The following is a 23161-nucleotide window of genomic DNA, read 5'->3' as shown; positions in this document are numbered from 1 at the left end:
AAAACACTGCCGCTGGCCGCCAATGCGGGCATCCAGCGTGCACGTGGTCGCGCTAGCGCTCGATACTACGGCTCCAGCGGGCGTTCCACTCGGGACGTATCTGATTGACCTGATCCCAGTCGATGGTCACAGCGGTTTCGAGGTATTTGTTCATGGCCTCGACCTGGCCTCGAGTCTTGTCGGTGGTGGGGGTCTTGGGGTTCGACGGGATCTGGTCACCGAACTCCAGTGCCGGCGCCTGAGCCTCGGGGGTGAGCAAATACGCTGCCAGTTTCTGCGCCAGTTCCGGCTGGTTGTTGTTGGCGATGGCACATTCGGCCACATTCAGCACGACGCCGCCTTCCTTGGGCGATGCGTACTCCACTGGCACGCCTTTGATCTTCAACGCGGTGACTTGAGTCGGGGTCAATGGAAACAGTGCGGCTTCATCGGTCTGCACCATTTCTGAGATTTTCGCCGAGCTGGCAATATATTCCAGCACGTTCGGGCCGACTGTTTTCGGCCACGCCTTGAAGCCAGGCTCGACGTCTTTTTCACTGCCGCCCTGAATGCGGTTGAACATCAGAAAACCATGCAGCCCGAAGGTCGAGGAAGCCAGCGACTGGAACACGACCTTGTCCTTGAAGCGTTTGTCGGCCAGATCCATCCACGAGGTCGGCGCACTCCAGCCGTTTTCCTTGAACATGCGTGTGTTGTAGGCCAGGCCTGTCACGCCCAGGCTGACTGCCGCGGCCTGATCCTTGATTTTTGTCTTGGCTGGCAGGTCGGCGAGGCTGGCGCTCGGCTGCAAGGTGTCGCACAGACCCATGGAAATGGCCCGGTACATGATGCCGTCGTCAAGAAAGATCACGTGCATCTGCGGGTTGTCCTTGCTGGCCTGCACCTTGGCGAGGATATCGGCTGAGGTACCCGGCACGATCACGACCTTGACGTTATTGGCCTTCTCGAACGCGGGCAGTACCTGATCGGCATACAGGCGCTCCATGGTGCCGCCGTTCATGCCCAGATACAGCGTCGTCTCAGCCTGCGCAGGCATGGAAAACAGTGCGACGGCCAAGGTCAGGCTCGACAGACCGCTGGGGGCAAGATGTTTGATACGTTTCATAGGGACGACCTTCCTCTGTGCAATGGGATGACGTTCGTAACGGGTTCACGTTGAAGGGGGGATTGCTGAAAGCGGGCTATTGAAAAGGCCTTGAGCGAGATCGCCGAAGAGCCTTCGCAGACCCATTCGGCCAGTGCTTCGCCGGCTGCGGGGCCGATCTGAAAACCGGCTCCGGCAAAACCGAACCCGTGCAAAAGGCCAGGCTGAGTCAGGCTCGGCCCCAGCACAGGCTCGCGATCCGGCAGATAGCCCTCGGTGCCGCTCCAGGTGCGAATGGCCTGGGCGCCGGCGAGTGGCGGGTAGAGTTCGACGGCGTCACGCAGAATGTCCAGCAGCGCAGCCTGGCCTGGTCTGGCGCGTGCAGGGTCAAGGGCGAAGCCCTGCCCACCGCCCAGCACGCAGTTACCGCGGGCTACTTGCCGGGCATAGATACCACCGCCCTCGACGCCTGTGCTGACGTCCATGAACATCGGCAGCGGCTCGGTCACCAGCATCGCCGGATGCCCTGAGTACATCGGCACAGGTTCGTTGAATTGCGCCGCCAGTTCTCCGGCCCAGGCGCCGGCGCAGTTAAGCAGCCAGGCAGCCCGCAGTGTCAGTCCATTGGCTGTTTTGACCGTGAAAGCACTGCTGGCATGGCTGACGTCAACCACTGTCGCCTGCTCGAACACCTGCGCGCCGGCCTGACGCGCGGCGCGGGCAAACGCGGGCGATACCAGGCGCGGGTTGGCGTGGCCGTCCTCGGCACACAGCGACGCACCGACCGCCACGTCTCCCGCCCAGGGGTATCGCGCACGCAGTTGCTCGCGGTCGAGCAGTTGCAGGTCCAGGCCAAACCCTTGGCTGGCCTCGGCATAGGCACGCAAGGCATTCATGTCCTGTTCGCTGCGGGCCAGTTTGAGATGGCCAGAACGCTGGTATTCGCCGTCGGTGCCGATCAGGTCACCCAGGCTGCCCCAGATCTGGTGCGCTCGTTGTGACAGAGGCAATTGTGACAGCGGGCGACCTTGCCGCCTGACACCGCCATAGTTGACGCCACTGGAATGCGAGCCACAGAAATCGCGCTCCAGCAAAGCGACGCGCTGGCCTTTGCGAGCCAGCGCCAGAGCTGTTGACGCACCGACAATGCCGCCGCCGATGATAATCACGTCGGTTTCAATCAGTGTGCTCATGGCTGCGGCTCCACGATCAGGGTCTTTACGCCGAACGGCAGCGGCTTGATGGGCGCCTGGCCGCGCAGGCGACCGACCTGATCCACCGGGCGTCCGCTTTCGTGGGCGATCAGTTCGGCCGCCGCCAGCCCGCACATGCGGCCTTGGCAACGGCCCATACCGATCCGGCACATAGCCTTGACTCGATTGATCTCCCAATGGCCGTCCTGCACGGTGCTGCGGATAACTCCTGCGGTGACCTCTTCGCAGCGACAGATCAGTGTTTCATCCGGGACGTTCGCGGCCCATTGCTCCGGGAACGGAAACGCTGTTTCCAGTCCTTGGCGAAAGCGTTCGATGTGCTGCAGGGCGGCCTGCAAATCACTCATCCGCAAGGCGTTCACGCTGACTCCGCTGTCTTGCAACAGGGCAAGTGCGGCAAGCTCTCCGGCCATCTCTGCGGCGTCTGCGCCCATGATTCCTGCGCCATCGCCTGCCAGGTACACGGTTGATACGCTGCTGCGCCCACAGTCATCGCGGGTGGGCAGCCAGGCGCGGTTCAATGGGCTCCAGGCGAACTCGCAGCCCAGCAGGTCCGCCAGCTGGGTTTCGCTGCGCAGCGCGTGTGCGAACGCCACTGCATCACAACTCAACTGGCCGGATCGGCCATTGCGCTCCCAATGGACACCGCTCACGCGCTGCTCACCGTCGATGCGCGTGAGGTGCGCAGCTTGTTGCACCGGGATGCCCCGTGCGGTCAGCCAAGCCCGGTAATAAAGCCCCTTGGCGAGCGTCGCTGGCTGGCCGAGCAATGCCGGCAGTGCCTTGCACTGGGCCGAGAACGGCGCACTGTCCAGCACCGCTACGACGTTTGCACCCGCCTTCGCGTACTGATAGGCCACCAGGTACAGCAGCGGTCCGCTGCCGCAGAACACAACCCGCTCGCCAATGGCGCAGCCCTGATATTTAAGGGCAACCTGCGCGGCGCCCAGGCTGTAGACGCCGGGCAGTGTCCAGCCGGGTACGGGCAGCACCCGGTCGGTGGCTCCGGTGGCGACGATCAGTCGGGTGAAATCGAGAGTTGATGCCGAGCCGTCCTGCAAAGTGTCGAGCCGATTGTCTTCGGCGTTCCAGACCAGCGTCCGTGGTCGGTAGTCGATCTGCGCTGCCAGTGCATCGAGCGTCTGATGGACAGCAAGCGCTTTGCCGCTCTCAAAGCCGTAAAGCGCTTTGGCCGAGCGCTTGAAATTTTCCGGCTGGCGACGATAGATCTGACCGCCGCCGCGCAGGCTTTCATCGATCAGGCAGGCTTTTATGCCGTGGGCCAGAAGGGTCTGTGCGGCGCGAATGCCTGCCGGGCCGGCACCGATAATGGCAATCTTGTGATTGCTCACAGGCGCCGCCCCGGTTCGCGAATCACTGCATGGCCGGCTTCCAGTAACGTCGAGCAGGCGCGCACTCGCTGGCCGTCACCCAGCCTGACCCAGCAATCCTGACAGGCCCCCATCATGCAGAATCCGGCGCGCGGCTCAGCGCTGAAATCGCTGCCGCGCAGGTGCTCGCTGGTGGTCAGGATCGCCGTCAGCAGCGTATCGCCGAACAGACCGCTGGCGGGTTGGCCATCGAGCGTGAAAGAGAGTGCCGGGCGGTCGCGTTCGACCAGTCTTTTCAGCAGTGCCATGACGTCAGAGCTCCGGATTAATGTTTGCCGACCAGCACGCGATCCAGTCCATAGACCCGATCGAGCAGGATCATGGTGGCCGCAGTCAGGGCGATGACCAGTGCCGACACGGCGGCCATCATCGGATCGATGGATTCAGTGGCGTACACGTACATGCGCACCGGCAGGGTCTGGGTGGCGGGCGAGGTGACGAAGATCGACAGCGTGACCTCATCGAAGCTGTTGATGAATGCCAGCAGCCAGCCGCCCGCCACGCCGGGCAGGATCATCGGCAGGGTGATTTGCCGAAACAGTGTGAAACGACCTGCGCCCAATGACTCGGCGGCGTGTTCGGCGCTGCGGTCGATGCCGATGGCCGCAGCCAGTACCAGGCGCAACACATAGGGCGTGATCACCAGCACATGGGCGAAGATCAGCCAGGTGAAACTGCCGTTCACGCCCATCAGGGCAAACAGGCGCAACATGGCCACACCCAGCACCAGATGCGGAATGATGATCGGCGACAGGAACAGCGCGTTGAAAAAATTGCGGCCCGGGAATGTGTGCCGGGTAATTGCCAGGGCGGCGGGCACCGCGATCAGTGTTGCCAGGGTTGCCGACACGAACGCCAGAATCACGCTGTTGTAGAACGAGTCAATGAAGTCTGCGCGTTCGAACACTGCCTTGAACCAGCGCAGCGAAAAATTGGTAGTAGGCAGGCTCAGCGTGTTTTCCGGAGTAAATGCGACCATGCATACCACGACCAGCGGGGCCATCATGAAGATCACTACCAGTGCATGAAATGACAGGGCCAAAGGACCGTTCTTGGACATGGATCATTCCCCCAGAGTTTTTTTGTAACGGCCTTCGATCATGCGGTTCCACGACAGCATCACCAGCAGATTGACCAGCAGCAGCGCCACGGCCAGAGTCGCGCCCATCGGCCAGTTCAGCTCCGAAAGGTATTGGTCGTAAATCACTGTGGCGACCATCTTCAGGCGCCGTCCGCCGAGCAGTCCGGGAATGGCGAATGAACTGGCGGCCAGGCCGAACACAATCAGCGAGCCGGACAGCACACCGGGCATGACTTGCGGCAGGACGATCAGGCGCATCACTTTCGCCTGACTGGCGCCCAGCGACAGCGCGGCCTGCTCGGCGGTGGGGTCCAGCTTCTGCAGCGAAGTCCAGACCGGAATGATCATGAACGGCAACATCACATGCACCAGCGCGATGATCACCGCGAAAGGGGTGTACAGCAGCTTCACCGGGCGACCGCCCATGAACTGGATGGCCTGATTGATCAAGCCGTCGGCTCCCAGCAGCAGGCTCCAGCCAAAGGCCCGCACCACTACTGAAATCAGCAATGGCGTGAGGATCAGAATCAGGAAAATCGAGCGCCACGGCGTGCCCATGCGGCTCAGAATGTAGGCTTCCGGCACGCCGATCAGCACGCACAACAGGGTTACCAGTGCACTGATCCAGAAGGTGCGCAGGAAGATTTCATAGAAGTACGAATCGGTGACTACGGCCACATAGTTGTCCAGGGTGTAGCTGTCGCTTTTCACCCCCACCTGATAGTCGAACACGTTGAAAGACAGCAGCAGGGTGAGACCCAGCGGCAGCACCAGCAAGCCGATATACAGCGCCAGTGCAGGCGCCGACAGCCAGTAACCGCGACCGCCCTGACGCATCTCGGTCATCAGGCTCATGCGCGCACCTCATCGGCGTCCAGTACGCGCAGCAACTCGGTTGGCCATTCCATACCGACTGTAGCGCCTTCCTCCAGCGGGGCCTGGCCGTCATTGCGGCGGACCACGGTGATCTCGCCAATGTCGGTCTGGAGGCGATACAGCCACTGGCTGCCGAGGAAGTAACGTGTGACGATTCGCCCTGAAAGACGACCACTGCCTGATGCAACCAGGTCAATTTTCTCGGGACGCAAGCTCAGGGTTAGCGCACCGTCGCCAGGCAGCAGGCGAATCTGTGGGCAGCCGCTGCTGTCCAGGTCGCCAGGCAGCATATTGGCCTTGCCCACAAAGCCCGAAATGAAGCGCGTGCGAGGGTGTTCGTACAGCTTGTACGGCTCGTCGATCTGGGTAATGCGTCCGGCCTGCATGACCACCACCCGATCACTGATCGACAGGGCTTCTGCCTGATCGTGAGTCACCATCAGCGTGGTAATGCCCACTTCGTTCTGAATACGGCGGATTTCGAACTGCATTTCTTCGCGCAGGTTGGCGTCTAGGTTGGACAACGGCTCGTCGAGCAGCAGCACCGGCGGCTCGATCACCAGCGCCCTGGCGAGCGCAACCCGCTGCCGCTGGCCGCCGGACAGTTCACGTGGATAGGGCTCCGCGTGCTGATCGAGACGCACCAGTTGCAGCACCTTGCTGACCCGCGCCTGGAGGTCTGCTTCAGGCACCTTGCGCATACGCAGGCCGAACGCCACGTTGTTGGCCACTGTCATGTGCGGGAACAGCGCGTAGCTCTGGAATACCACGCCCAGGCCACGGCTGCTGGGTTTGGCGTGGGTTATGTCGCGGCCGTCGAGCACGATGCGTCCGTCACTCACTTCAACGAAACCTGCGATCATTTGCAGGGTGGTGGTTTTGCCGCACCCGGAAGGGCCGAGCAACGAGACGAACTCGCCCTTGTCCACCGCCAGGTGAGTGGCAACCACGGCGTCTATGGAACCGTAACGTTTGGAGAGACCTTCCAGCTGCAGAAATGCCATGCCTGCTTCCACATTTATGCGTGCGTGCCGTGGCACGCGTTTGTCATGGGCAGATGCGAAATGAAGTCATGCAATTCTGTGGACGTTGGCGCTCGCTCTGAGTCGGCTACCGATGATTGTTCAAATCGCCCCTGTGGACTGAGAGTAGGGCGAAGGCTAGGATGCGCTCAACAAGGAATTTCACTGAATAACATATTTATTCGGATTGATTCATCAGGTGGAAAATAAGCGAGATATTTTCATGAATAATTCCACTGATAGGAATAGCGTGCTTGCAGAAGTCGGTGTGGGCGCTGTTTCACGACTGTTTGCCGTACTGCGTTGCCTGGGTGACTGTGACGAAGGCGGCGAGCGGGTCACCCAACTGGCCAAGCGCGTCGGGCTGTCACAGCCCACCACCCATCGCTTGTTGCGCAGCCTGATGGATGAGGGCATGGTCGAGCAGGACCTGCTCAGCAAGCGCTACCGTTTGAGCATCGAGTTCTTCGCGCTGGCGGCGCGTGCTGGCAATACAGGCAACCTGCGCGATGTTGTGCGGCCGAGCCTGTTGCGTCTTTCGGCATCGTTGGGAGACTCGTTGTTCCTGCTCGCGCGCAGTGGTTTTGATGCAATCTGCCTGGACCGCAGCGAAGGCCCATACCCGATTCGCACCTTTACTGGCGACATTGGCGGTCGTGTCGCACTGGGTGTGGGGCAGGGCAGCCTGGCCATTCTTGCGTTTCTGCCAGAAGACGAGCGAGAAACGGTAATTGCCTACAACCTGCCACGACTCAAAGACTTCCACTTGTACGACGAAGTGTTTTTGCGCTCTGAGGTCGACAACGTACGGCGTCTCGGCTACGCGGGCCGCAACACCGGCGCGCTGCCGGGCATGGCGGGGCTGGCGGTGCCGATTCTAGACCGCAGCGGACGCGCGGTGGCGGCACTCAGCGTGGCGACGATCAGCGACCGTTTAGGGCCTGACCGTCTTTCGACCGTGGTAGAGCTGCTCAAGCGCGAAGCGACGGCGATCAGCGCGAAGATCAACCCGTTCGACCCGTCGCTGCGCCGGCCGAGTCAGGTATTCGGGCAGGCGGAATAAGCTGCAGACCGGGAAGCGCTTCAGTAACCGTTACGCCCATCCTGTCCGGCTCAAGCCTTCAGCTTTGAATACCAGAGCTTTGAGCCCGCCATCGACGCGGTCGTCCGGGAACTCCGGAGGGTTCTCCAGGCGCTCCTGAAAGCGCAGGCAGGGGGCTTCGACCGCCGTGTGCTCGATCAGAAATTCCGGGCCTGTCGCAGGGTCGTTCATGCAGGCAAGTACCAAACCGTCTTCTTCCAGCAATTCCGGCAAGCGACGCAATACCCGCTGGTAGTCCTTGTCGAGCATGAAGCTGCCTTTCTGAAAGGAAGGCGGGTCGATGATGATCAGGTCGTAAGGCCCCGAGCGCGTCACCTTGGCCCATGACTTGAACAGGTCATGCCCCAGAAACGTCACTCGGCCCAGATCGTGATCGTTAAGCCGATGGTTCTCGCGCCCGCGATTCAGTGCCGCGCGCGCCATGTCCAGATTCACCACGTGGTCCGCACCACCGGCGAGGGCGGCGACCGAAAAGCCGCAGGTGTAGGCGAACAGATTCAGGATGCGCTTGCCCTTGGCCTGGGCCCGCACCCAGTCCCGCCCGTAGCGCATGTCCAGAAACAGGCCGCTATTCTGCTTTTTGCCGAAATCGACCTTGTAGCGCAAGCCATTCTCAGTGATCACCCATTCGTCCACCACCTCGCCAGTCAGCCATTGTGTGGTGCTCTGCGGCAGATAGCGGTGCTGCAACAACAGGGTGTGAGCCTGGCTTTGCTGCCACTGAAGTGTGTCGATCAGCCCGGTCAGCACGTGCGTGAGTGCTTCCAGCTCGCCCGGTTGCGGCTCCTTGAACACGCAGACCAGCACCACGCCCTGCATCCAGTCCACGGTGATGTGCTCCAGCCCCGGCCACACGCGGCCACGTCCGTGGAACAGGCGGCGGGTTTCATCGGGAACGTCGCTCAGGGCGTTGAGCAGGTGCTGTTGCAGGATGCTTAATGCTTCAGGGGTCATGACAGCGGTCGGTTATGAAAGGCGCCGTATGGTAAACGTATTTCAGCGAATGGGAATCTCGGCCTTCAGCGGGGCATGTATCGGCGCTGCCAGCGGTGGGGGATGCTCAATGACACCAGCCCCAGTAGCGCGGACAGGCTGCCACTGACGAGCAAGGCATCAAGACCGAGACGCTGTTCAAGGATTGCGCCGATCACCGCGCCGATGAACATGCCGGCCCAGGGTATTAACTGAATGCGCCAGCCATCCCGGCGCTCCCCGAGCATCCAGCGGCCCAGACCGCGACCGAAGCGTGACAGTGCGCCTGTTACGTAGGTCAGCCCGACCGGTAGCCCGTTGACTTGCTCGACAGCGGCGTTAAGCATGCCCATCGCCAGAATTGCCCAGACCAGGGCCAGGATGTTGCTTTCCAGTGGCCAGGCGGCGGCAGCACACAACAGCGTGGCGATACTCAACAACAAAGGCAGCGCGCGCCGACCCCACAGTCGCGCAACAACGACACCCAGCGCATTGCCAACGATGAAGGTGAAGATCGCGAGGCTTAGACGTGCTGTCACGTTCAGGTCGCCGTCACTGATAGCGACTGCGAGGCGTGTGGTGTTGCCGCTCATGAACGAGACAAAATCGCCGGTCGCCATGAAGCCGATGGCATCGGTCATACCCGCCAGCACCGAAAGGCTGGCAGCCAGCGTCATGCCGACCCGGCCACGCCATTTCTGCATGTGCAGGTGCCTTGAACTGGCGCTGACGTTGGCGGGCGATGGCAGCATCAAAGAACCTCTGTACCGGCGCAAATGTTGCTGGCGGACGCCTTCAGCTGCTTATAGCGGCTTGGCGCGTACGATTCTTTTCGCCCTCACTTCATCAGCGTAAGCCTTGAGCTGATCAGCGTCGCTGTAAAGTCGATTGACCATCTGCAGAATGGCCGTGACATCGACATCTTTCATTTGCGAAGCGAGCTTGAGGATTTCTTCTGCCGTACTTTCGAGATTCGTTGCGGTGCCTTTCAAGTGCTTTTTCAGCTCTTGAGTCGACTTATTGAGCGCCATACGTGTTCCTGTGGGAAAACCTGAATTCCATGCCCGGAGCATGGCTTTTTCCGCGATAACAAGCAATCGGGCTTATGCGTAGTCAATGATATCGGCGTCGTTTCAGTAAGGTTAAGCCCTCAGTACAGGTAATCAATCGTCGCGGGTCAGCACTTCCTGTAGCTCTATCTCGAAAGTCAGGTCGGAACCGGGTGGTAAGTGCGCGCCCATAACTCTGTCGCCGTAGGCGAGATGCGCTGGCACAAACAATTTACGCTTTCCGCCCACCTTCATGCCCTTCAGGCCCAGGTCCCAACCCTTGATGACGCGCCCTGTGCCGATCACGCACTGGAATGGCTTGCCGCGCTGATGCGAAGAGTCGAACACCGTGCCGTCGTTGAGGGTTCCGGTGTAATGAGTGGTGATCAGCGCGCCTTTGACCACTTCCTTGCCGTCGCCGAGTTGCAGGTCGGTTACCTGTAAGTCATTGCTCATTGCTGGTTATCCAGTGAGTGTTTGTCTCGGGGTGGCGTTCTCGCAGAAATTGCAGTCTGTGGCAAGCCACCAGAACGAAAACGGGGAAGCATTTGCTTCCCCGTCCGGATGTCACACTGGGCTGCTCAGAGGTTCTGCGAACTGACGATCATGGCCTGAGCGATGTTTTCTTTCTGCGCTTGGGTGAAGCCGTCCCAGATGTTGGTCTTGGCGTAGTAACCGAGGCCTGCCAGGCAGTACAGGCTCAGGGTCAGAACAATGGCAATCGAAACAAAGGTCCAGCGGCCTTCATCGTCGTTCTCCCGCGTGAAGCTGCGGGAATTGTTGTCTTCTGCGCTACGGAACAGCAGGGCGGAAGACAGGCGTTTGAACCACTGGAACAGATGAACGACAACTATACGCAGCATGGGGATATCACCTCAAATGTTGAAAAAACGGCTTGCTGTGATGCCGGAAGCGGCACCGGATGCAAAAGCTGAAAACGAAAAAAGCCCGTCTATGACGGGCTTTCTTTTTATGATTCTGATCAGGCGAGCAGTGAATGGCGAGGTTGGACAATTCGCAAAAGACACAGCGTCTGCCTGACGCTATGGAAACATTTTAAAACAAATGGCCTGCACCATCTACCCGTGAGCAGCCGTTGTCAGACAACTGGTCGTGCCTGGAGGTGTGACAAAACGTCGATCTGGGCCTTTATGTCGGTATCTAGGCAGGTACTGAATGGTCAAGTCTTGTAATACTTCTCCAGCGTACGAAACATCTGTGTGTATTGTACGATCAGCGCCCGTATTGATTTTCAGGACTGTATGAATACCCTTCAGGAGCCTCCGAGTTGTCCTCCTTTCATTGCTCATGGTTGGCCGGTGATTTCCTTCTTACCGAGCAGGCCGCCCCATCCCGATACTGAGTTATCCAGCCTTCTGAACTGTTTTGATTCCGGCAGGGCCTCGCGTCCTGACGCTGCAAAGCTGTGTCTGAAAGTTCGCGATCACGTCTGGTCTACAGTAACCAACGCCACTCTCTGTCATTTTTCTCGTGAGGCTGCATAACTACCATGGAATGGATCGCTGATCCCACGGCATGGCTTGGCCTGCTGACGCTTATCGTGCTTGAACTGGTGCTGGGTATCGACAACCTGGTGTTCATCGCCATCCTTGCCGATAAACTGCCCCCTGAACAACGCGACAAGGCGCGCGTCATTGGTCTTTCTCTGGCGTTGATCATGCGCCTCGGCCTGCTGGCGAGCATCTCCTGGATGGTGACGCTGACCGAGCCGTTGTTCGAGGTCTTCGACAAAAGCTTCTCCGGGCGTGACCTGATCATGCTGTTTGGTGGCGTGTTCCTGTTGTTCAAGGCCACCATGGAACTGCACGAACGGTTGGAAGGCCACGTTGCCCTGCGCGCCGGTAACGCGGGCTACGCGTTGTTCTGGCCCATCGTGGCGCAGATCGTGGTGCTTGACGCCGTGTTCTCGCTGGATGCCGTGATCACCGCGGTCGGTATGGTCGAACACCTGTCGGTGATGATGATCGCTGTGATCTTCTCCATCGGCCTGATGATGATTGCCAGCAAACCCCTGACCAAATTCGTCAACAGTCGCCCGACGGTGATCATGCTGTGTCTGGGCTTCCTGATGATGATCGGCTTCAGCCTGACTGCCGAAGGCCTGGGTTTCCATATTCCCAAAGGCTATCTGTACGCGGCGATCGGCTTCTCGATCCTCATCGAAGTGTTCAATCAGATCGCTCGCAAGCGCAGCAAGAAGTCTGCGCATGGTCACTTGCCACGTCGTGAGCGTGCCGCTCATGCGGTAATGCGTTTGCTGGGCGGCCGCAGGCTCGAGCCTGGCGATGTCGATGAGGAAATCACCGACATCCTTGAGGGCGAAAGCACCGAGCCGGTATTCGATCGGCGTGAGCGGGTCATGATCAGCGGCGTGCTGCAGCTGGCGGAGCGGCAGATTCGTACTGTGATGACGCCAAGGGCCGAGATCGACTACATCGACCTGAACGACGATGCCGAGAAGATTCGCCTGAAACTGATGCACTCTTCATACTCGCGACTGCCATTGATTGGCGAGGGCGGCATCGACGAGCCATTGGGTTTTGTACACAAGAAAGAACTGTTCAAGGAGTTGCTGGCAGGTAATCAGCCTGACCTGAAACTGGTGTCACGCAAGGCCATCAATCTGCTGGAAAGCTTTACCATCCTCAATGCCCTGGAACAGATGCGCAAGGAGTCGACCCACATTGCGTTTGTGGTCAACGAGTTCGGTGACTTTATTGGCGTGCTCAGCATGACCGACATTCTGGAGTCCATTGCTGGCCAGTTGCCTGACGCCAGTGAAGTGGAAGGCCCGGACATCGTTGCGCAGGGTGAAGACTTCGTGGTCTCCGGTGCTTTGAACCTGAGCCTGATTCGCGAGCGGACCGGTTTTCAGGCCAAGGCGACCGACGACTATCAGACCTTGGCCGGGCTGGTAATGAGCCTGCTGGACCGTCTGCCCTCTACGGGTGACAGCCTGACCTGGCAGGGCTGGGACCTGAAAGTGGTGGGCGTGGAGGAGCGTCGAGTGACGCGGGTATTGCTGCAGAAGCAGCCCGAGGTGAGCGCTGGTAAATAAGCGCTAGCAGTACCGAAACGGGGCCGCCAGTTTGTTGGGCGAGCCCCGTTTTTATTTGTGCTTATTTTCGACGCGGGCGCGACACCACCGACTCGATATTCTTGCGACCTATCAGCTTGGGTTGCACCGGCTCTGCAGGCACTGGCGCTTCAGCCAGCCATTTGAACATCACCAGACAGTCCACCAACCCCAGGCGGGCGTGTCGATAAGCCTTGGGCAAACGCCCGACAGTCTCGAAACCCAGCTTGGCCCACAACGCCACGGCGACCTCATTGCAGGCAACCACCGAATTGAACTGCATCGCCAGAAAGCCGCTATCCCGCGCCACCTGTTGCGAGTGCTCGCACATCAAACGCGCTACACCCCGGCCTCTTGCTGCGTCCGCCACCATATAGCCGCAGTTGCAGACATGATTGCCCGGACCTGCCGCATTGGCCTTGAGGTAGTAGCTGCCCAGAAGCTGACCGTCTTCCTCGGCGATCAGCGTGTGCAGTGGCAGCGTCATCCATAGATCGCGTGCCTGATCCTGAGTGATTGCTGGGTCGAACGCGTAGGTTTCCTGAGCGACGACAACAGCCTGAAAGGTGGGCCAGAAGCGGTCGAAGTCTTCCGGGGTCATAGGGCGGATCTGGATCATGAGGGGCCTTGGCAGGTAGGGCTTGAATTCCGGGGTGTACGTTATCTGGAGCGCACTACCACTTCCAGGCTTTTTCGGTGAACTCGGCAGTGGAGGGGAGCACGGTGTGCAGAAAGCTGAGGTATTTGTTGAACAGTACCTCATGCTGGAAGCGGGCCTCGAAGCCCAGCGTCACGTCGGTGCGGTGCGTGATGATCATCAGACGCTTGCGGTCGACGGTGACGTAGTTATATTCGCCCCATGGCAGGCTTTGTTCGTAGTGAATGGGGTTTTCCCCATTTAGCAGTTTGACGGCTGCGACAAATGCAACGGCTACCGGACCGATCAGGAAAAGTATCGATCCGGTCAGGGCGGCGATGAGAACGAATACGAGGATGACGGCTATGGCGATGCCTTTGAATAAGGACGAGGCGAAGTCGGGGTAGTGGAGGTAGTATTCCAGGTGGGCACAGTCGGTTTTTATGGTGTAGTTGTAGATGGTTTTTGGCGGACACCTAACGCAATGATGTATGTTGCCGCACCGGCAAAGCGCTGCCGGAACGGGTCTGAATTGACTTGCGCATGTCCAGGCTCTTGAACATGTCCGGCAGCAGCAGAAAATCTCCTGGAACATTGCTACTGCTGATCTGTGCCTCTTCAAGGATGCACTGTTCAAAGTATGCTTCTAGCTCGCTCAGGTACTGATGCGTTCGTAGCGTATTGTCGCGCACCGAGGCAGGCAGTTTATCCGTTTCACTCTCTGCGGCACAGGGTGGCGACGGTCTGGGCGATCTGGATCTTGTGTTCGTGTTCGCTTTGCCAATCCCGAAGCGCCGCCTGATCGGCTGCCAGCTGCATGCCCAGATCGTTGAAAACGGCCAGAGGGTCATCAAGGGCGATGACCAAGGCGCTGTCCTGATCGTCAACGCTGCCTTGCCAGAAGACGTCAGCCCCCAATGGGGCCCATGACGGTTGTGCGTCTGGGTCTTCTGACAATGGGCGGGCAGTGGGGACCGACGTATCTGCAAAACGCCCATCTTCAATTACATGGCCTTGGTCGATATCCGCCACGGCCTCTGCGATGCGGTCCAGCGGCAAGGTATCGGGCTCGGCCATGCTGATGCAGTAGCGGGCCAGGTCCAGCGCTTTCATCCATAAGGCGCGGCTTGGGGCATTGGAGCGCATGTGTTCGCAGAGACGCCATGTCCACTGGATGGGGGGAGAAAGCAATGTGCAGCGTGTTGCGGCGCGGGTAGAAGAGGAAGGGTTTACCGTCGCTGGCGCCGTTTCGCTGGTCATTGCCGATCTGTGCCTCGGCCCAGACAATACGGCTCAGTTGACCGCTCAGGGCTGACACCGCGTATTTGTGCAGCGTGTCGGCGGTTTCGTCGAACACGTAGACATAGCCGTCGTACAGTTGGCGCAGGGTATGACTGCGCGTTTTCAACGGCGGCTGGCGGGCCCACTTGCCGTCTTTCGGCAGCGGCTTCAGTTGACCGGGCGCGACGTCATACCGCGAGCGATCCAGCGCATAACGCACTGGCACGATGGCGACGTTGGGCCCGCGGAACGGGCACAGGCTGGTGGCCGTAGCCGGTGTCTTGGCGAAACAGGCCGCACGTCGCTGTTGGCGTGTGCCGTTTTTATCGGTCATGCAACATGCCCTTGCTTGTATCAAGCTTCTGGCGGTATTCATCAAGCGAGTCGATGCGCAGTTCCGGAGGCAAGTGCTGAATTTTCGGGTTCTGGGTCTGCCATAACTGATAGGTGGGGTGCGGCCGACTCACAAAATCCAGTCCCCATTCGCGACACAGGTCCGCCCAGGTCGCCAGTGCGTACTCGCTGACCAACCCCCACTCGAGGCCACTTTCCACGGTTTGAGTTAGCCAGGTGGTTATCTGATCTTCGGTCTGGTTCGCGAACGCTTGCGGATCCTGTTCTTGTAGCCAGGCATGAATACGTTCTTCAAACAGCCACCGATAGGATTCCTTCAGTGCCTGCAGCTGCGGCTCGCCCAGCAACGCAAAGTCTTGCTGCCACGGCTGTCCGGAATACTCGTTAACAAATTTTGCAGGGATTGGAGAAGGGGGAAGCTGCCAACCGTGCCTGGGAACCTGCACCCAAAGCTGATCAATAGGTCCCAATACATGGCTAAGATGCTCGCGGCTATAGCTGGACAGCCAGTAATACATCACTAGCGGATCTGCAAAGCGCAGCAGGCTTGAGTTGCCAAGATGGTCAAGCGGGCACAAAAAATGGCGCAGATGCGTGGCTACGGTTTTCAGGCAAGCGTTGCTGCAAAACAAGCTGCTATCGGCTGGTAATCCGGATGGCTCAACCCATTCGCGAATCAGTGAAGATGCGTGTTGCGCCTTTACCAGCACAGGCCCTTGATTCATGAGCTTTGACCAGCGCGTTCCCAGGTACAGTGGCATGACTTCCACTGGCTCGGCATATTGATACACCCGCTTGATTGCATCAGGCCGCAATACGCCATCGATCAACAGGTAGTTGGCCTGATTCATGGCGTTGCGCTCTCCGTTGCTCGTTCACATTGCTCACAAAATGGCCTGCGCTTCATTGTCTGGGCTTGTGCCGAGGGCAATATCTCTCCGGTTTTGCCCGTGTCAACGCGGTTTGACAAACCAGGCCGTAACGGTGTGGCGCCGGAGCCGGCGCCAGGGCTGCCTCCCGAGTTGAGCTTGACCTCCGGCCCGGCCATCGTCACACCACCAGCATCCAGCTTGATAAAACAACCACCGACCTTGATGGTGATCTCCAATCCGGCTTCGATGACCAGTTTATGTCCGGCCTTCAAGTGCACCTCTCGTCCGGCCTCCGCCAGCAACCCGTTGGCCACACTGATATGTCGCGTACCACCCACCGTCAAGTGATCGTCCATTTTGACTTCAGTCAATCGATCAGCCTCAACGTTCCAGTGTTCCTCTGCCTTGAACACGCTGTAGCTGTTGGCTTCGACATGATCGTGACGCTCATGACCAACGTGGATTTTCTGATCGTGTCGGATGTGCTGTTCCCAGTCCCGCTGGGCGTGAATGTAGATTTGTTCCTGATCGGCCTGGTCCTCGATGCGCAGCTCGTTCGAACCATTACCGCCAGGGCTGCTCAAGGTTTTGAACACACTGCGTGTCTGATGTGCGGGCAAGTCGTAGGGCGGGACGTGTTCGGCGTGGTACAGGCAGCCGCTGATCATTGGGCGGTCGGGATCGCCCTCCAGAAAGGTCACCAGCACTTCCATGCCGACTCGCGGGATGACCATCCCACCGTAGCGATTGCCAGCCCAACTAGACGACACTCGCAGCCAGCAGCTAGTGCGGTCATTAGCCTGACCTTCGCGATCCCAATGAAACTGCACCTTGACCCGGCCATGCCGGTCGCAGTGTATTTCCTGATCTTTCGGGCCAGTGACTACGGCGGTCTGGCTGCCAAAGATCCTTGGCTTTATATGACGCAACGGAGGGCGATAGCACGCCTTCCAGGGTGTGGCCGCAAATGTATTGTGATACCTCTGGTGAAAGTCGCCATCGCCCTGGATGGGCGATGCGGACTCCTCCAGCGCCTGTAGCTGGCGACCTTCATGACGTACTTCGTTCAGCAGCCACAGATCGTTCCAGTCTTCATTGGGGTGTTCGCTCAATTGTAGAAAATGACCGCTGACTAGCAGAGGCTGATCGCTTTGTCCGTCACCGAGTCGATAATCATGACGGTGCCGTTCAAGCGCTCTTGTCGCCAGGTGTGAACCCCGATCGCGGTGAGTAAAGCCGCCGGGATAATCGTAGTGTTCAAGGTCTGGATCGTCACCACCAATGGCCGATCCTTCCATGGTCAGATAAGGTTTCTCAAAATGGTAATCGCGATGGGTCGTGTGATTTGATCGGGTTTCGAGGCGTAGCGTGAAGCTCCGGATTACCGGCTCTTTACCCGCCATCCCGCTGTTCTGCTTGTAGATCACCGGCCCCAGTCGAGGGAATACGGTCTGGTCATCACCGAATACCAGATTGTGTGCCGTAAAGCTGTGCTCGAAGTGGTAGTGCAAGCCTTCTTCTTCGCACAGCCGCTGAATGAAGTGCAGATCAGATTCGTTGTATTGCACGCAGTATTCGCGCTCCAGGCCGTGCCGAGGTCGAACCTGTAGGTGTCGGCCAGCAGATGATGCTCTTCTAGCACCGTGGCGATAATTTGCGGCACCGTCCTGTGCTGAAAAATACGCTGGTTGGTGCGATGGCCAAGACGGGCCAGGCGTGGGCGCAGCGTGATTGCGTAACGGGTAAGGCGTGGACCCGAATCGCCTTGGGCAATACTGTCAATCAGCCCATGGATGCCACCACCGTCAGGAGCAAATTGCAGAAAAGCCGGAAGGCCCAACAGGCTTTCCAGATCCAGCGACGTATGCTCGCTGACGAGTTCCACCGTGAAGCAGAACGGTTGGTTGATGGCTTCATGACCGGCGAATGACAAGACGTTAAAGAGATGCTCTTTGTCAGCGAGACTAAGGCGGAATGGGGGGTGATCGCTCATGGGGTTCCCTGTCTGTCCTTTTATGGGTAGCCCCATCGATCCGAAGATGGGTGGGGCAACGTTTCAGGTCAATCCATCTTGGACTTATCCCACTGATCAGAGCCGGTCGTGCTGGCCGCTACGTGATTCCACGTAATGTCGCGATAACTGAAGTGCACCTCTTGCAAGTGTGTGAAATGTGAATTGCCAGGGTCCTGACAGCTGGGCATGTAGTCTTTTATGGCCACAATCTTGGCATCTTCAAGAGTGGTGGTGTAGTAATGCTCCTCTTTGCTTCCCGACATCCGGTACCATCTTATTTCAACTTTCTCCAGTTCTTCCCCTTTGACTAAAGCCTGTAGCAGCAGCGGTGATGCACTGTCAAAAGATTTTGTAAGGCAAAGAGGGCCATGTATGCGCGGGCCTGTGCTGCTGCCTGACTGGCGATCGTAAGGAGATATTATTTCATGGCTCAAGGCCTGAATCATGGATTCGTCTATATGATCGGTTCGGGAGGCCCCAGAGACAGATTCAACGCTGGATGCATTTTTTGTGATAAGGCCTTGAACTTTGCCAATAACTGTAAGGAAAGCGGGTGTAGGCATGATTCTTCTCCTGATGATCGACATGCACTGTGCGGCGATGTATCAATGCACAGTGAGCTGTAGCGCTAACAAATAGCGTGCCAGGTAATAGGAGGCGCCGTAGATGCGGGGGGGTGAAGCTATCGCTGCTTTATTTAGGACGCATTTCTTATAGGCATGTAATAAAAATCGCGCAGTTTTTTGCTCGGTATCTACTTGTTTTTGCGCAGGATGTCTGAATCACGTTTATGGGCGTTCTGCTTTCTACAATCTGTGATCGTCAAAGAAAGTGCGCAATAAATGGCGCATGGTGCAGTTGCCTATGCTCGGCTTTTTTTGCGCTATGCCGCGCATCCTACAAATATTATTTTATTTGTGTAGGAATTTTCTGAAAGAGTGTAGGGGTGTCATCTTTGTCTTGTGCGTGTGGGAAGTCAGGGATAAAGTTTGCGTGACTTTTGCACGTCTTGTTTGGACTAATGTTCACAGTAATCTATTGCCGGGAGGCGCACTTTGATGGCTGCTATAGATAAGCTCTCCAGTCACTACAAGGCAGCCGCCCGACAACCGATACCAGGACAAGACCCCGCAGGCCAAGACATTCGTTTTTCTTCCACTTTTGAATCATTAGAGCGGGAGCTGGGCGGCGCGCAATCGATCCTGGCACCTGTAAATATCGATTGGTCGAAGGTCAGGGCAGGCAGTGAACACATCCTTGTCAGTCAGTCCAAAGATCTGCGCGTTGCCTGTTGGCTTGCATGGTCTTTGTACGAATGTGACTCTTTTGTCGGGCTAGTTGCGGGCCTGGGGTTAATACATGGGCTCTGCGAGCATCACTGGCTGGCGTTACATCCCCAGAAGTTACGAACCCGTGCTGCCGCTTTTGCATGGCTCTTGCTCAGGCTCGAAAAAGTACTGGTAGAAGATGTTCCTATCAGCAACCAGCTTGTCGTATTTCAGCAGCTGACCAGTCACCTGGACAAGCTGGATGAGATATTTGGCTGCTGTTTGGGTAACGACGCTCCGATGCTGCTGCCGCTTCGCAGAAGGCTGGCGCGAATGATTGAGCGTGCAATGCAGGCCGAGAAAGAACCTGTCACCGTTATCGAGCAAGTCAAGCAGGTAGCCACACAGCTGTTTTCCAGCAATTCTCAAATTGATAATGAGAAAGATGCCCAACGCTCTTCACACTCACTGATTGAGTCCGCGCGTAATCTCTGTCAGTGGTGGCTGAGGCAAAAAACCAGCGACCCGCGCGCGTTTCGCCTTGGTCGGGCGGTGGTCTGGCTTGCCGTGGATAGCATGCCTGAGTGCAATGCGGAAAAAACAACACAGGTACGTGGGCTGCCCGGAGAGAAACTCAGGAACTACCATGAGCGATTCGAGCAGGGGCTCTACGCTGATCTGATCGTAGATGTTGAAGCCAGTCTGATGTCCTCACCCTTTTGGTTCGACGGACAGCGACTGATCTGGAACTGTTTAAAGGCCTTGGGCGCAGAAGCAGCCATGCATGAGGTAGAAGCGCATTGTGTGCTGCTTGTAAAAAGATTCCCGGAAATCATGGCGTTACGTTTCCACGATGCGACGCCTTTTGCGAGTGCCGATACACTTCAATGGGTCATCGATTATATTTCACCTCCGGTTGTATCCGCTCAGGACAGTGTTAGTGGGCAGGGGAGTGTTGAACTCTCTCAATGGGATGCTGTTTATCACGAACTTTTACCCGGTCTGCAGTTCGGCGGTTTAAAGTCTGCCGTTCAGGTGCTGAGTCAGCATTTATACAACGCTAAAGGCGGTCGAGACCGATTCTTCTGGAGGTTGTGCCTTGCCCGTATATGCTATCAGGCGAAAGAGTACCTACTGTCCAAAATTCAACTTGAGTTTCTGGATCAGCAACTCCAGTCATCAGGCTTGCATGAGTGGGAGCCACAGGTTTATCTGAATGTAATGCGCTTGCTGCATGACTGCTATGAACGGCTTCCCCAAGGTGATAAATCGGCAAGCCGTCAGGAGGAGATTTATCATAGGTTGTGTCATTACGATATTGAGCTGTTAATAGCATAACGCGGTACCTCTGAAATAGATCGGGAGAAATACAATGGCCAAAGAAGGTTCTGTGGCACCCAAAGAAAGGATTAACGTCACTTTCAAGCCCGCTGTCGGAGGGGCGCAGGAGGAAATAGAGCTCCCATTAAAACTATTGGTCCTGGGCGATTTCACACAGCGCGCCGATGGCCGGAAGCTCGAAGAGCGTAAGGCTATCAGCATCGACAAGAATAACTTCGATGATGTCATGGCCAAGCAAGAGCTTGAAATTCTACTGAGTGTTCCTGATCGCCTGCAATCTAAAGATGATGCTGGTGATCTGGCCTTCAGCATCAAGGTCGGGTCGATGAAAGACTTTAACCCGGCCAGCCTGGTGGAACAAATTCCCGAGCTTAAAAAGTTGATGGAATTACGCAACGCCTTGATGGCACTTAAAGGGCCACTCGGGAATACGCCTGCTTTTCGCAAGGCAATCGAGAACGTTCTGGCTGACAAAGAGTCGCGCCATAAAGTAATGAATGAGTTGGGCATGGATACGGCAGCACAGTAGTTCATTGGATTTTATCTTTGGAGTGACCAGCGGATGGCAACAAACGTTTTAAAGAAGGACCCGGTGAGCGAATTTCACACTGGCATTCTTGACCAGATTATTGCAGAAACCAGGTTGAGCCCAGGTGATGAGGCTTATGACATTGCCAAGCGCGGTGTTGCTGCGTTTATCGCAGAACTGCTGAAGCCCACGAACAGCATCGAACCGGTAAAAAAAGCGCTGGTTGATCGAATGATCACTGAAATCGACAGCAAGCTAAGTCGTCAGATGGATGAAATCATCCACCATGCAGACTTTCGCTCGCTCGAGGCGTCTTGGCGCGGATTGCATTTACTGATCGACCGAACCGATTTTCGTGAAAATATAAAAATCGAATTGCTGAGTGTTTCCAAGCAGGACTTGCTGGAAGACTTCGAGGACTCACCTGAAGTCGTTCAGTCGGGGCTCTACAAACACGTTTACACTGCAGAGTACGGCCAGTTTGGTGGTAATCCTGTCGGCGCAATCATCGCCGATTATTTTTTCTCCCCCAGTGCCCCAGACGTCAAGACAATGCAATACGTGTCAAGCGTCGCCTGCATGGCGCATGCGCCTTTTATCGCGGCAGCAGGGCCGGATTTTTTCGGGATCGAGCAGTTTACCGGGTTGCCTGACCTGAAGGATCTGAAAGACCACTTCGAGGGGCCGCAATTCGCAAAATGGCAAAGCTTTCGACAACAAGAGGACGCCCGTTATATCGCGTTGACAGTACCGCGTTTCCTTTTGCGCAGTCCGTACGAGCCAGAAGAAAACCCCGTTAAAACGTTCGCCTATAGAGAGAACGTTGTGAATGCTCACGAGCATTACCTGTGGGGAAACACTGCTTTTGCGTTCGCGACGAAACTGACAGACAGTTTCGCCAAATTTCGTTGGTGTCCCAACATTATTGGTCCGCTGAGTGGCGGCGCTGTCGAAGATCTTCCGTTGCACCATTTCCATAGCATGGGAGAGATCGAGACCAAGATTCCGACTGAGGTACTGATCTCTGACCGTCGTGAGTACGAGCTGGCAGAGGAAGGGTTTATCGCATTGACCATGCGCAAAGGAAGCGACAATGCGGCCTTCTTTTCCGCGAGTTCAGTACAAAAGCCTAAATTCTTTGGCAATAGTCCAGAGGGCAAAACGGCCGAGCTTAATTACAAGCTGGGCACCCAACTGCCTTACATGATGATTGTCAATCGGCTTGCTCATTATCTCAAGGTGCTCCAGCGAGAACAGATAGGGGCCTGGAAGGAACGGGTCGATCTTGAGAATCAACTCAATAAGTGGATACGCCAGTACATTGCTGACCAAGAAAATCCGAGCTCCGAAGTGCGTGGCAGACGCCCCCTGCGCAACGCTCAGATCATCGTCAGCGATGTGGAAGGCGATCCCGGTTGGTACCGTGTCAGCTTGAATGTCCGTCCGCACTTTAAATACATGGGGGCTGATTTTACTCTGTCCCTGATTGGGAAAATGGACAAGGAATAATCAAGAGGACAGGCCATGAATCTGAACGGAAGCCTTTTCGAACGGCTTGCCTTGGACGTCCAGCACCAGCATTCATATTGTGGAGACGAAGGACGGTTAATGGCATCCATTGCCTCGCACTTATCAAAGTTGCTGGGCACCCGTGCAGGTAATGTGAAAATGCTACCTGATTATGGATTGCCCGACCTTAATAATATGAGTGTGAGCCTTTATGACTCATTAAGACAGTCTCGAGAGGCCATTGAAAACGTCATTCGGGCTTATGAACCTCGCTTATCTGATATTTACGTGCTGCCTGAAGAAAACAAAGGCTCTGTCCTCCGGCGTCAGTTCTTCGTAAATGCTTGCGTTGAAGTGGATAGAATTAAAAAGCCTGTTCGTTTTTTTACAACGATCAGTGGTGATGGGAATGTAAGTGTCGTGTGAAACGTCATGACGGGTTGTGGTGAGGTTGTCACTCATCACAGT

General features: G+C 57.0%; 23 protein-coding genes and 2 pseudogenes. 7 read left to right on the top strand and 18 right to left on the bottom strand.

The genetic code is table 11. The features are described from left to right. Nucleotides 1-52: 52 nt before the first annotated feature. Genes I9H09_RS14105 through I9H09_RS14075 form a run of 7 tightly spaced genes read right to left on the bottom strand, consistent with a single transcriptional unit; the run spans nt 53 to nt 6650 of the window. On the bottom strand, nt 53-1105 hold the full coding sequence (locus I9H09_RS14105) for an ABC transporter substrate-binding protein (RefSeq protein ID WP_122325078.1): 1053 nt from the start codon (nt 1103-1105) through the stop codon (nt 53-55). Continuing rightward, nucleotides 1102-2277 (bottom strand): NAD(P)/FAD-dependent oxidoreductase, encoded by a 1176-nt coding sequence (locus I9H09_RS14100; RefSeq protein ID WP_122346287.1) that lies wholly within the window; start codon nt 2275-2277, stop codon nt 1102-1104. The genes I9H09_RS14105 and I9H09_RS14100 overlap by 4 nt, the downstream gene beginning before the upstream one ends. Next, nucleotides 2274-3650: an FAD/NAD(P)-dependent oxidoreductase gene (locus tag I9H09_RS14095; RefSeq protein ID WP_122346286.1), complete on the bottom strand. Its 1377-nt coding sequence runs from the start codon at nt 3648-3650 to the stop codon at nt 2274-2276. Before I9H09_RS14095 ends, I9H09_RS14100 begins: the two co-directional genes overlap by 4 nt. Further along, nucleotides 3647-3937, bottom strand: coding sequence for a (2Fe-2S)-binding protein (locus I9H09_RS14090; RefSeq protein ID WP_005893233.1), 291 nt, complete (start codon nt 3935-3937; stop codon nt 3647-3649). The genes I9H09_RS14095 and I9H09_RS14090 overlap by 4 nt, the downstream gene beginning before the upstream one ends. A gap of 17 nt (nt 3938-3954) precedes the next feature. After that, on the bottom strand, nt 3955-4749 hold the full coding sequence (locus I9H09_RS14085; protein WP_024669122.1) for an ABC transporter permease: 795 nt from the start codon (nt 4747-4749) through the stop codon (nt 3955-3957). Nucleotides 4750-4752: 3 nt separating this feature from the next. Then, on the bottom strand, nt 4753-5625 hold the full coding sequence (locus tag I9H09_RS14080) for an ABC transporter permease (protein WP_005893229.1): 873 nt from the start codon (nt 5623-5625) through the stop codon (nt 4753-4755). Next, nucleotides 5622-6650, bottom strand: a complete 1029-nt coding sequence (locus I9H09_RS14075; protein WP_122346476.1) for an ABC transporter ATP-binding protein — start codon at nt 6648-6650, stop codon at nt 5622-5624. The genes I9H09_RS14080 and I9H09_RS14075 overlap by 4 nt, the downstream gene beginning before the upstream one ends. Nucleotides 6651-6891: 241 nt before the next feature. Between I9H09_RS14075 and I9H09_RS14070 the strand changes: the two genes are divergently transcribed. Then, on the top strand, nt 6892-7731 hold the full coding sequence (locus I9H09_RS14070; protein WP_053481393.1) for an IclR family transcriptional regulator: 840 nt from the start codon (nt 6892-6894) through the stop codon (nt 7729-7731). Between the two features lie 30 nt (nt 7732-7761). Here I9H09_RS14070 and I9H09_RS14065 read toward each other — a convergent pair whose 3' ends face one another. The 5 genes from I9H09_RS14065 to I9H09_RS14045 form a co-directional block, all read right to left on the bottom strand. Continuing rightward, nucleotides 7762-8724 (bottom strand): class I SAM-dependent methyltransferase, encoded by a 963-nt coding sequence (locus I9H09_RS14065; RefSeq protein ID WP_005893223.1) that lies wholly within the window; start codon nt 8722-8724, stop codon nt 7762-7764. 65 nt (nt 8725-8789) lie between these two features. Next, entirely contained in the window at nt 8790-9494 is a 705-nt protein-coding gene (locus tag I9H09_RS14060; protein ID WP_122346475.1) for a YoaK family protein, read from the bottom strand. A 51-nt stretch (nt 9495-9545) separates the two neighbouring features. Continuing rightward, complete coding sequence (locus tag I9H09_RS14055) at nt 9546-9773, bottom strand: hypothetical protein (RefSeq protein WP_005893216.1); 228 nt, start codon at nt 9771-9773, stop codon at nt 9546-9548. A 132-nt stretch (nt 9774-9905) separates the two neighbouring features. Beyond that, a complete protein-coding gene (locus I9H09_RS14050) occupies nt 9906-10247 on the bottom strand; it encodes an FKBP-type peptidyl-prolyl cis-trans isomerase (protein WP_122313203.1) in 342 nt (113 codons plus the stop codon). Between the two features lie 125 nt (nt 10248-10372). Beyond that, nucleotides 10373-10654: a hypothetical protein gene (locus tag I9H09_RS14045; RefSeq protein WP_122346474.1), complete on the bottom strand. Its 282-nt coding sequence runs from the start codon at nt 10652-10654 to the stop codon at nt 10373-10375. 16 nt (nt 10655-10670) lie between these two features. Here I9H09_RS14045 and I9H09_RS14040 point away from each other — a divergent pair, with 16 nt between their 5' ends. Next, the gene (locus tag I9H09_RS14040; protein ID WP_155516065.1) at nt 10671-10832 is read left to right on the top strand and encodes a hypothetical protein; all 162 of its coding nucleotides are present in this window, start codon (nt 10671-10673) and stop codon (nt 10830-10832) included. 469 nt (nt 10833-11301) lie between these two features. After that, nucleotides 11302-12870 (top strand): TerC family protein, encoded by a 1569-nt coding sequence (locus tag I9H09_RS14035; protein ID WP_055002725.1) that lies wholly within the window; start codon nt 11302-11304, stop codon nt 12868-12870. A gap of 61 nt (nt 12871-12931) precedes the next feature. Here the strand turns inward: I9H09_RS14035 and I9H09_RS14030 are convergent, their stop codons facing one another. The 6 genes and pseudogenes from I9H09_RS14030 to I9H09_RS14005 form a co-directional block, all read right to left on the bottom strand. Continuing rightward, a complete protein-coding gene (locus tag I9H09_RS14030; RefSeq protein WP_055002726.1) occupies nt 12932-13507 on the bottom strand; it encodes a GNAT family N-acetyltransferase in 576 nt (191 codons plus the stop codon). A 55-nt stretch (nt 13508-13562) separates the two neighbouring features. Then, on the bottom strand, nt 13563-14120 hold the full coding sequence (locus I9H09_RS14025; protein ID WP_248972574.1) for a hypothetical protein: 558 nt from the start codon (nt 14118-14120) through the stop codon (nt 13563-13565). After that, a pseudogene (locus I9H09_RS14020) lies at nt 14035-15140 on the bottom strand (toxin VasX); the annotation flags it as partial. The gene I9H09_RS14025 and the pseudogene I9H09_RS14020, both read right to left, overlap by 86 nt. Beyond that, nucleotides 15130-16011, bottom strand: coding sequence for a DUF4123 domain-containing protein (locus I9H09_RS14015; RefSeq protein ID WP_122347266.1), 882 nt, complete (start codon nt 16009-16011; stop codon nt 15130-15132). The gene I9H09_RS14015 and the pseudogene I9H09_RS14020, both read right to left, overlap by 11 nt. Further along, nucleotides 16008-18025 (bottom strand): annotated as a pseudogene (locus tag I9H09_RS14010) (type VI secretion system Vgr family protein). The gene I9H09_RS14015 and the pseudogene I9H09_RS14010 overlap by 4 nt, the downstream one beginning before the upstream one ends. A 68-nt stretch (nt 18026-18093) precedes the next feature. Then, nucleotides 18094-18609, bottom strand: coding sequence for an Hcp family type VI secretion system effector (locus I9H09_RS14005; RefSeq protein WP_005893187.1), 516 nt, complete (start codon nt 18607-18609; stop codon nt 18094-18096). A gap of 495 nt (nt 18610-19104) precedes the next feature. On the opposite strand from I9H09_RS14005, the gene tssA reads away from it, so the two are divergent. Genes tssA through tssE form a run of 4 tightly spaced genes read left to right on the top strand, consistent with a single transcriptional unit; the run spans nt 19105 to nt 23119 of the window. Then, a complete protein-coding gene (gene tssA, locus I9H09_RS14000; RefSeq protein ID WP_122312138.1) occupies nt 19105-20652 on the top strand; it encodes a type VI secretion system protein TssA in 1548 nt (515 codons plus the stop codon). A gap of 34 nt (nt 20653-20686) precedes the next feature. Next, complete coding sequence (tssB, locus tag I9H09_RS13995) at nt 20687-21184, top strand: type VI secretion system contractile sheath small subunit (protein WP_053481332.1); 498 nt, start codon at nt 20687-20689, stop codon at nt 21182-21184. Between the two features lie 33 nt (nt 21185-21217). After that, entirely contained in the window at nt 21218-22693 is a 1476-nt protein-coding gene (gene tssC / locus I9H09_RS13990; RefSeq protein ID WP_024671205.1) for a type VI secretion system contractile sheath large subunit, read from the top strand. A 15-nt stretch (nt 22694-22708) separates the two neighbouring features. Then, nucleotides 22709-23119, top strand: coding sequence for a type VI secretion system baseplate subunit TssE (tssE, locus tag I9H09_RS13985; protein WP_122347264.1), 411 nt, complete (start codon nt 22709-22711; stop codon nt 23117-23119). The last annotated feature ends 42 nt before the right edge of the window (nt 23120-23161 follow it).

The organism is Pseudomonas tremae (assembly GCF_023278125.1).
GTDB classification, from domain to species: domain Bacteria; phylum Pseudomonadota; class Gammaproteobacteria; order Pseudomonadales; family Pseudomonadaceae; genus Aquipseudomonas; species Aquipseudomonas tremae.
This window is presented reverse-complemented; position numbering and strand designations above follow the sequence as displayed.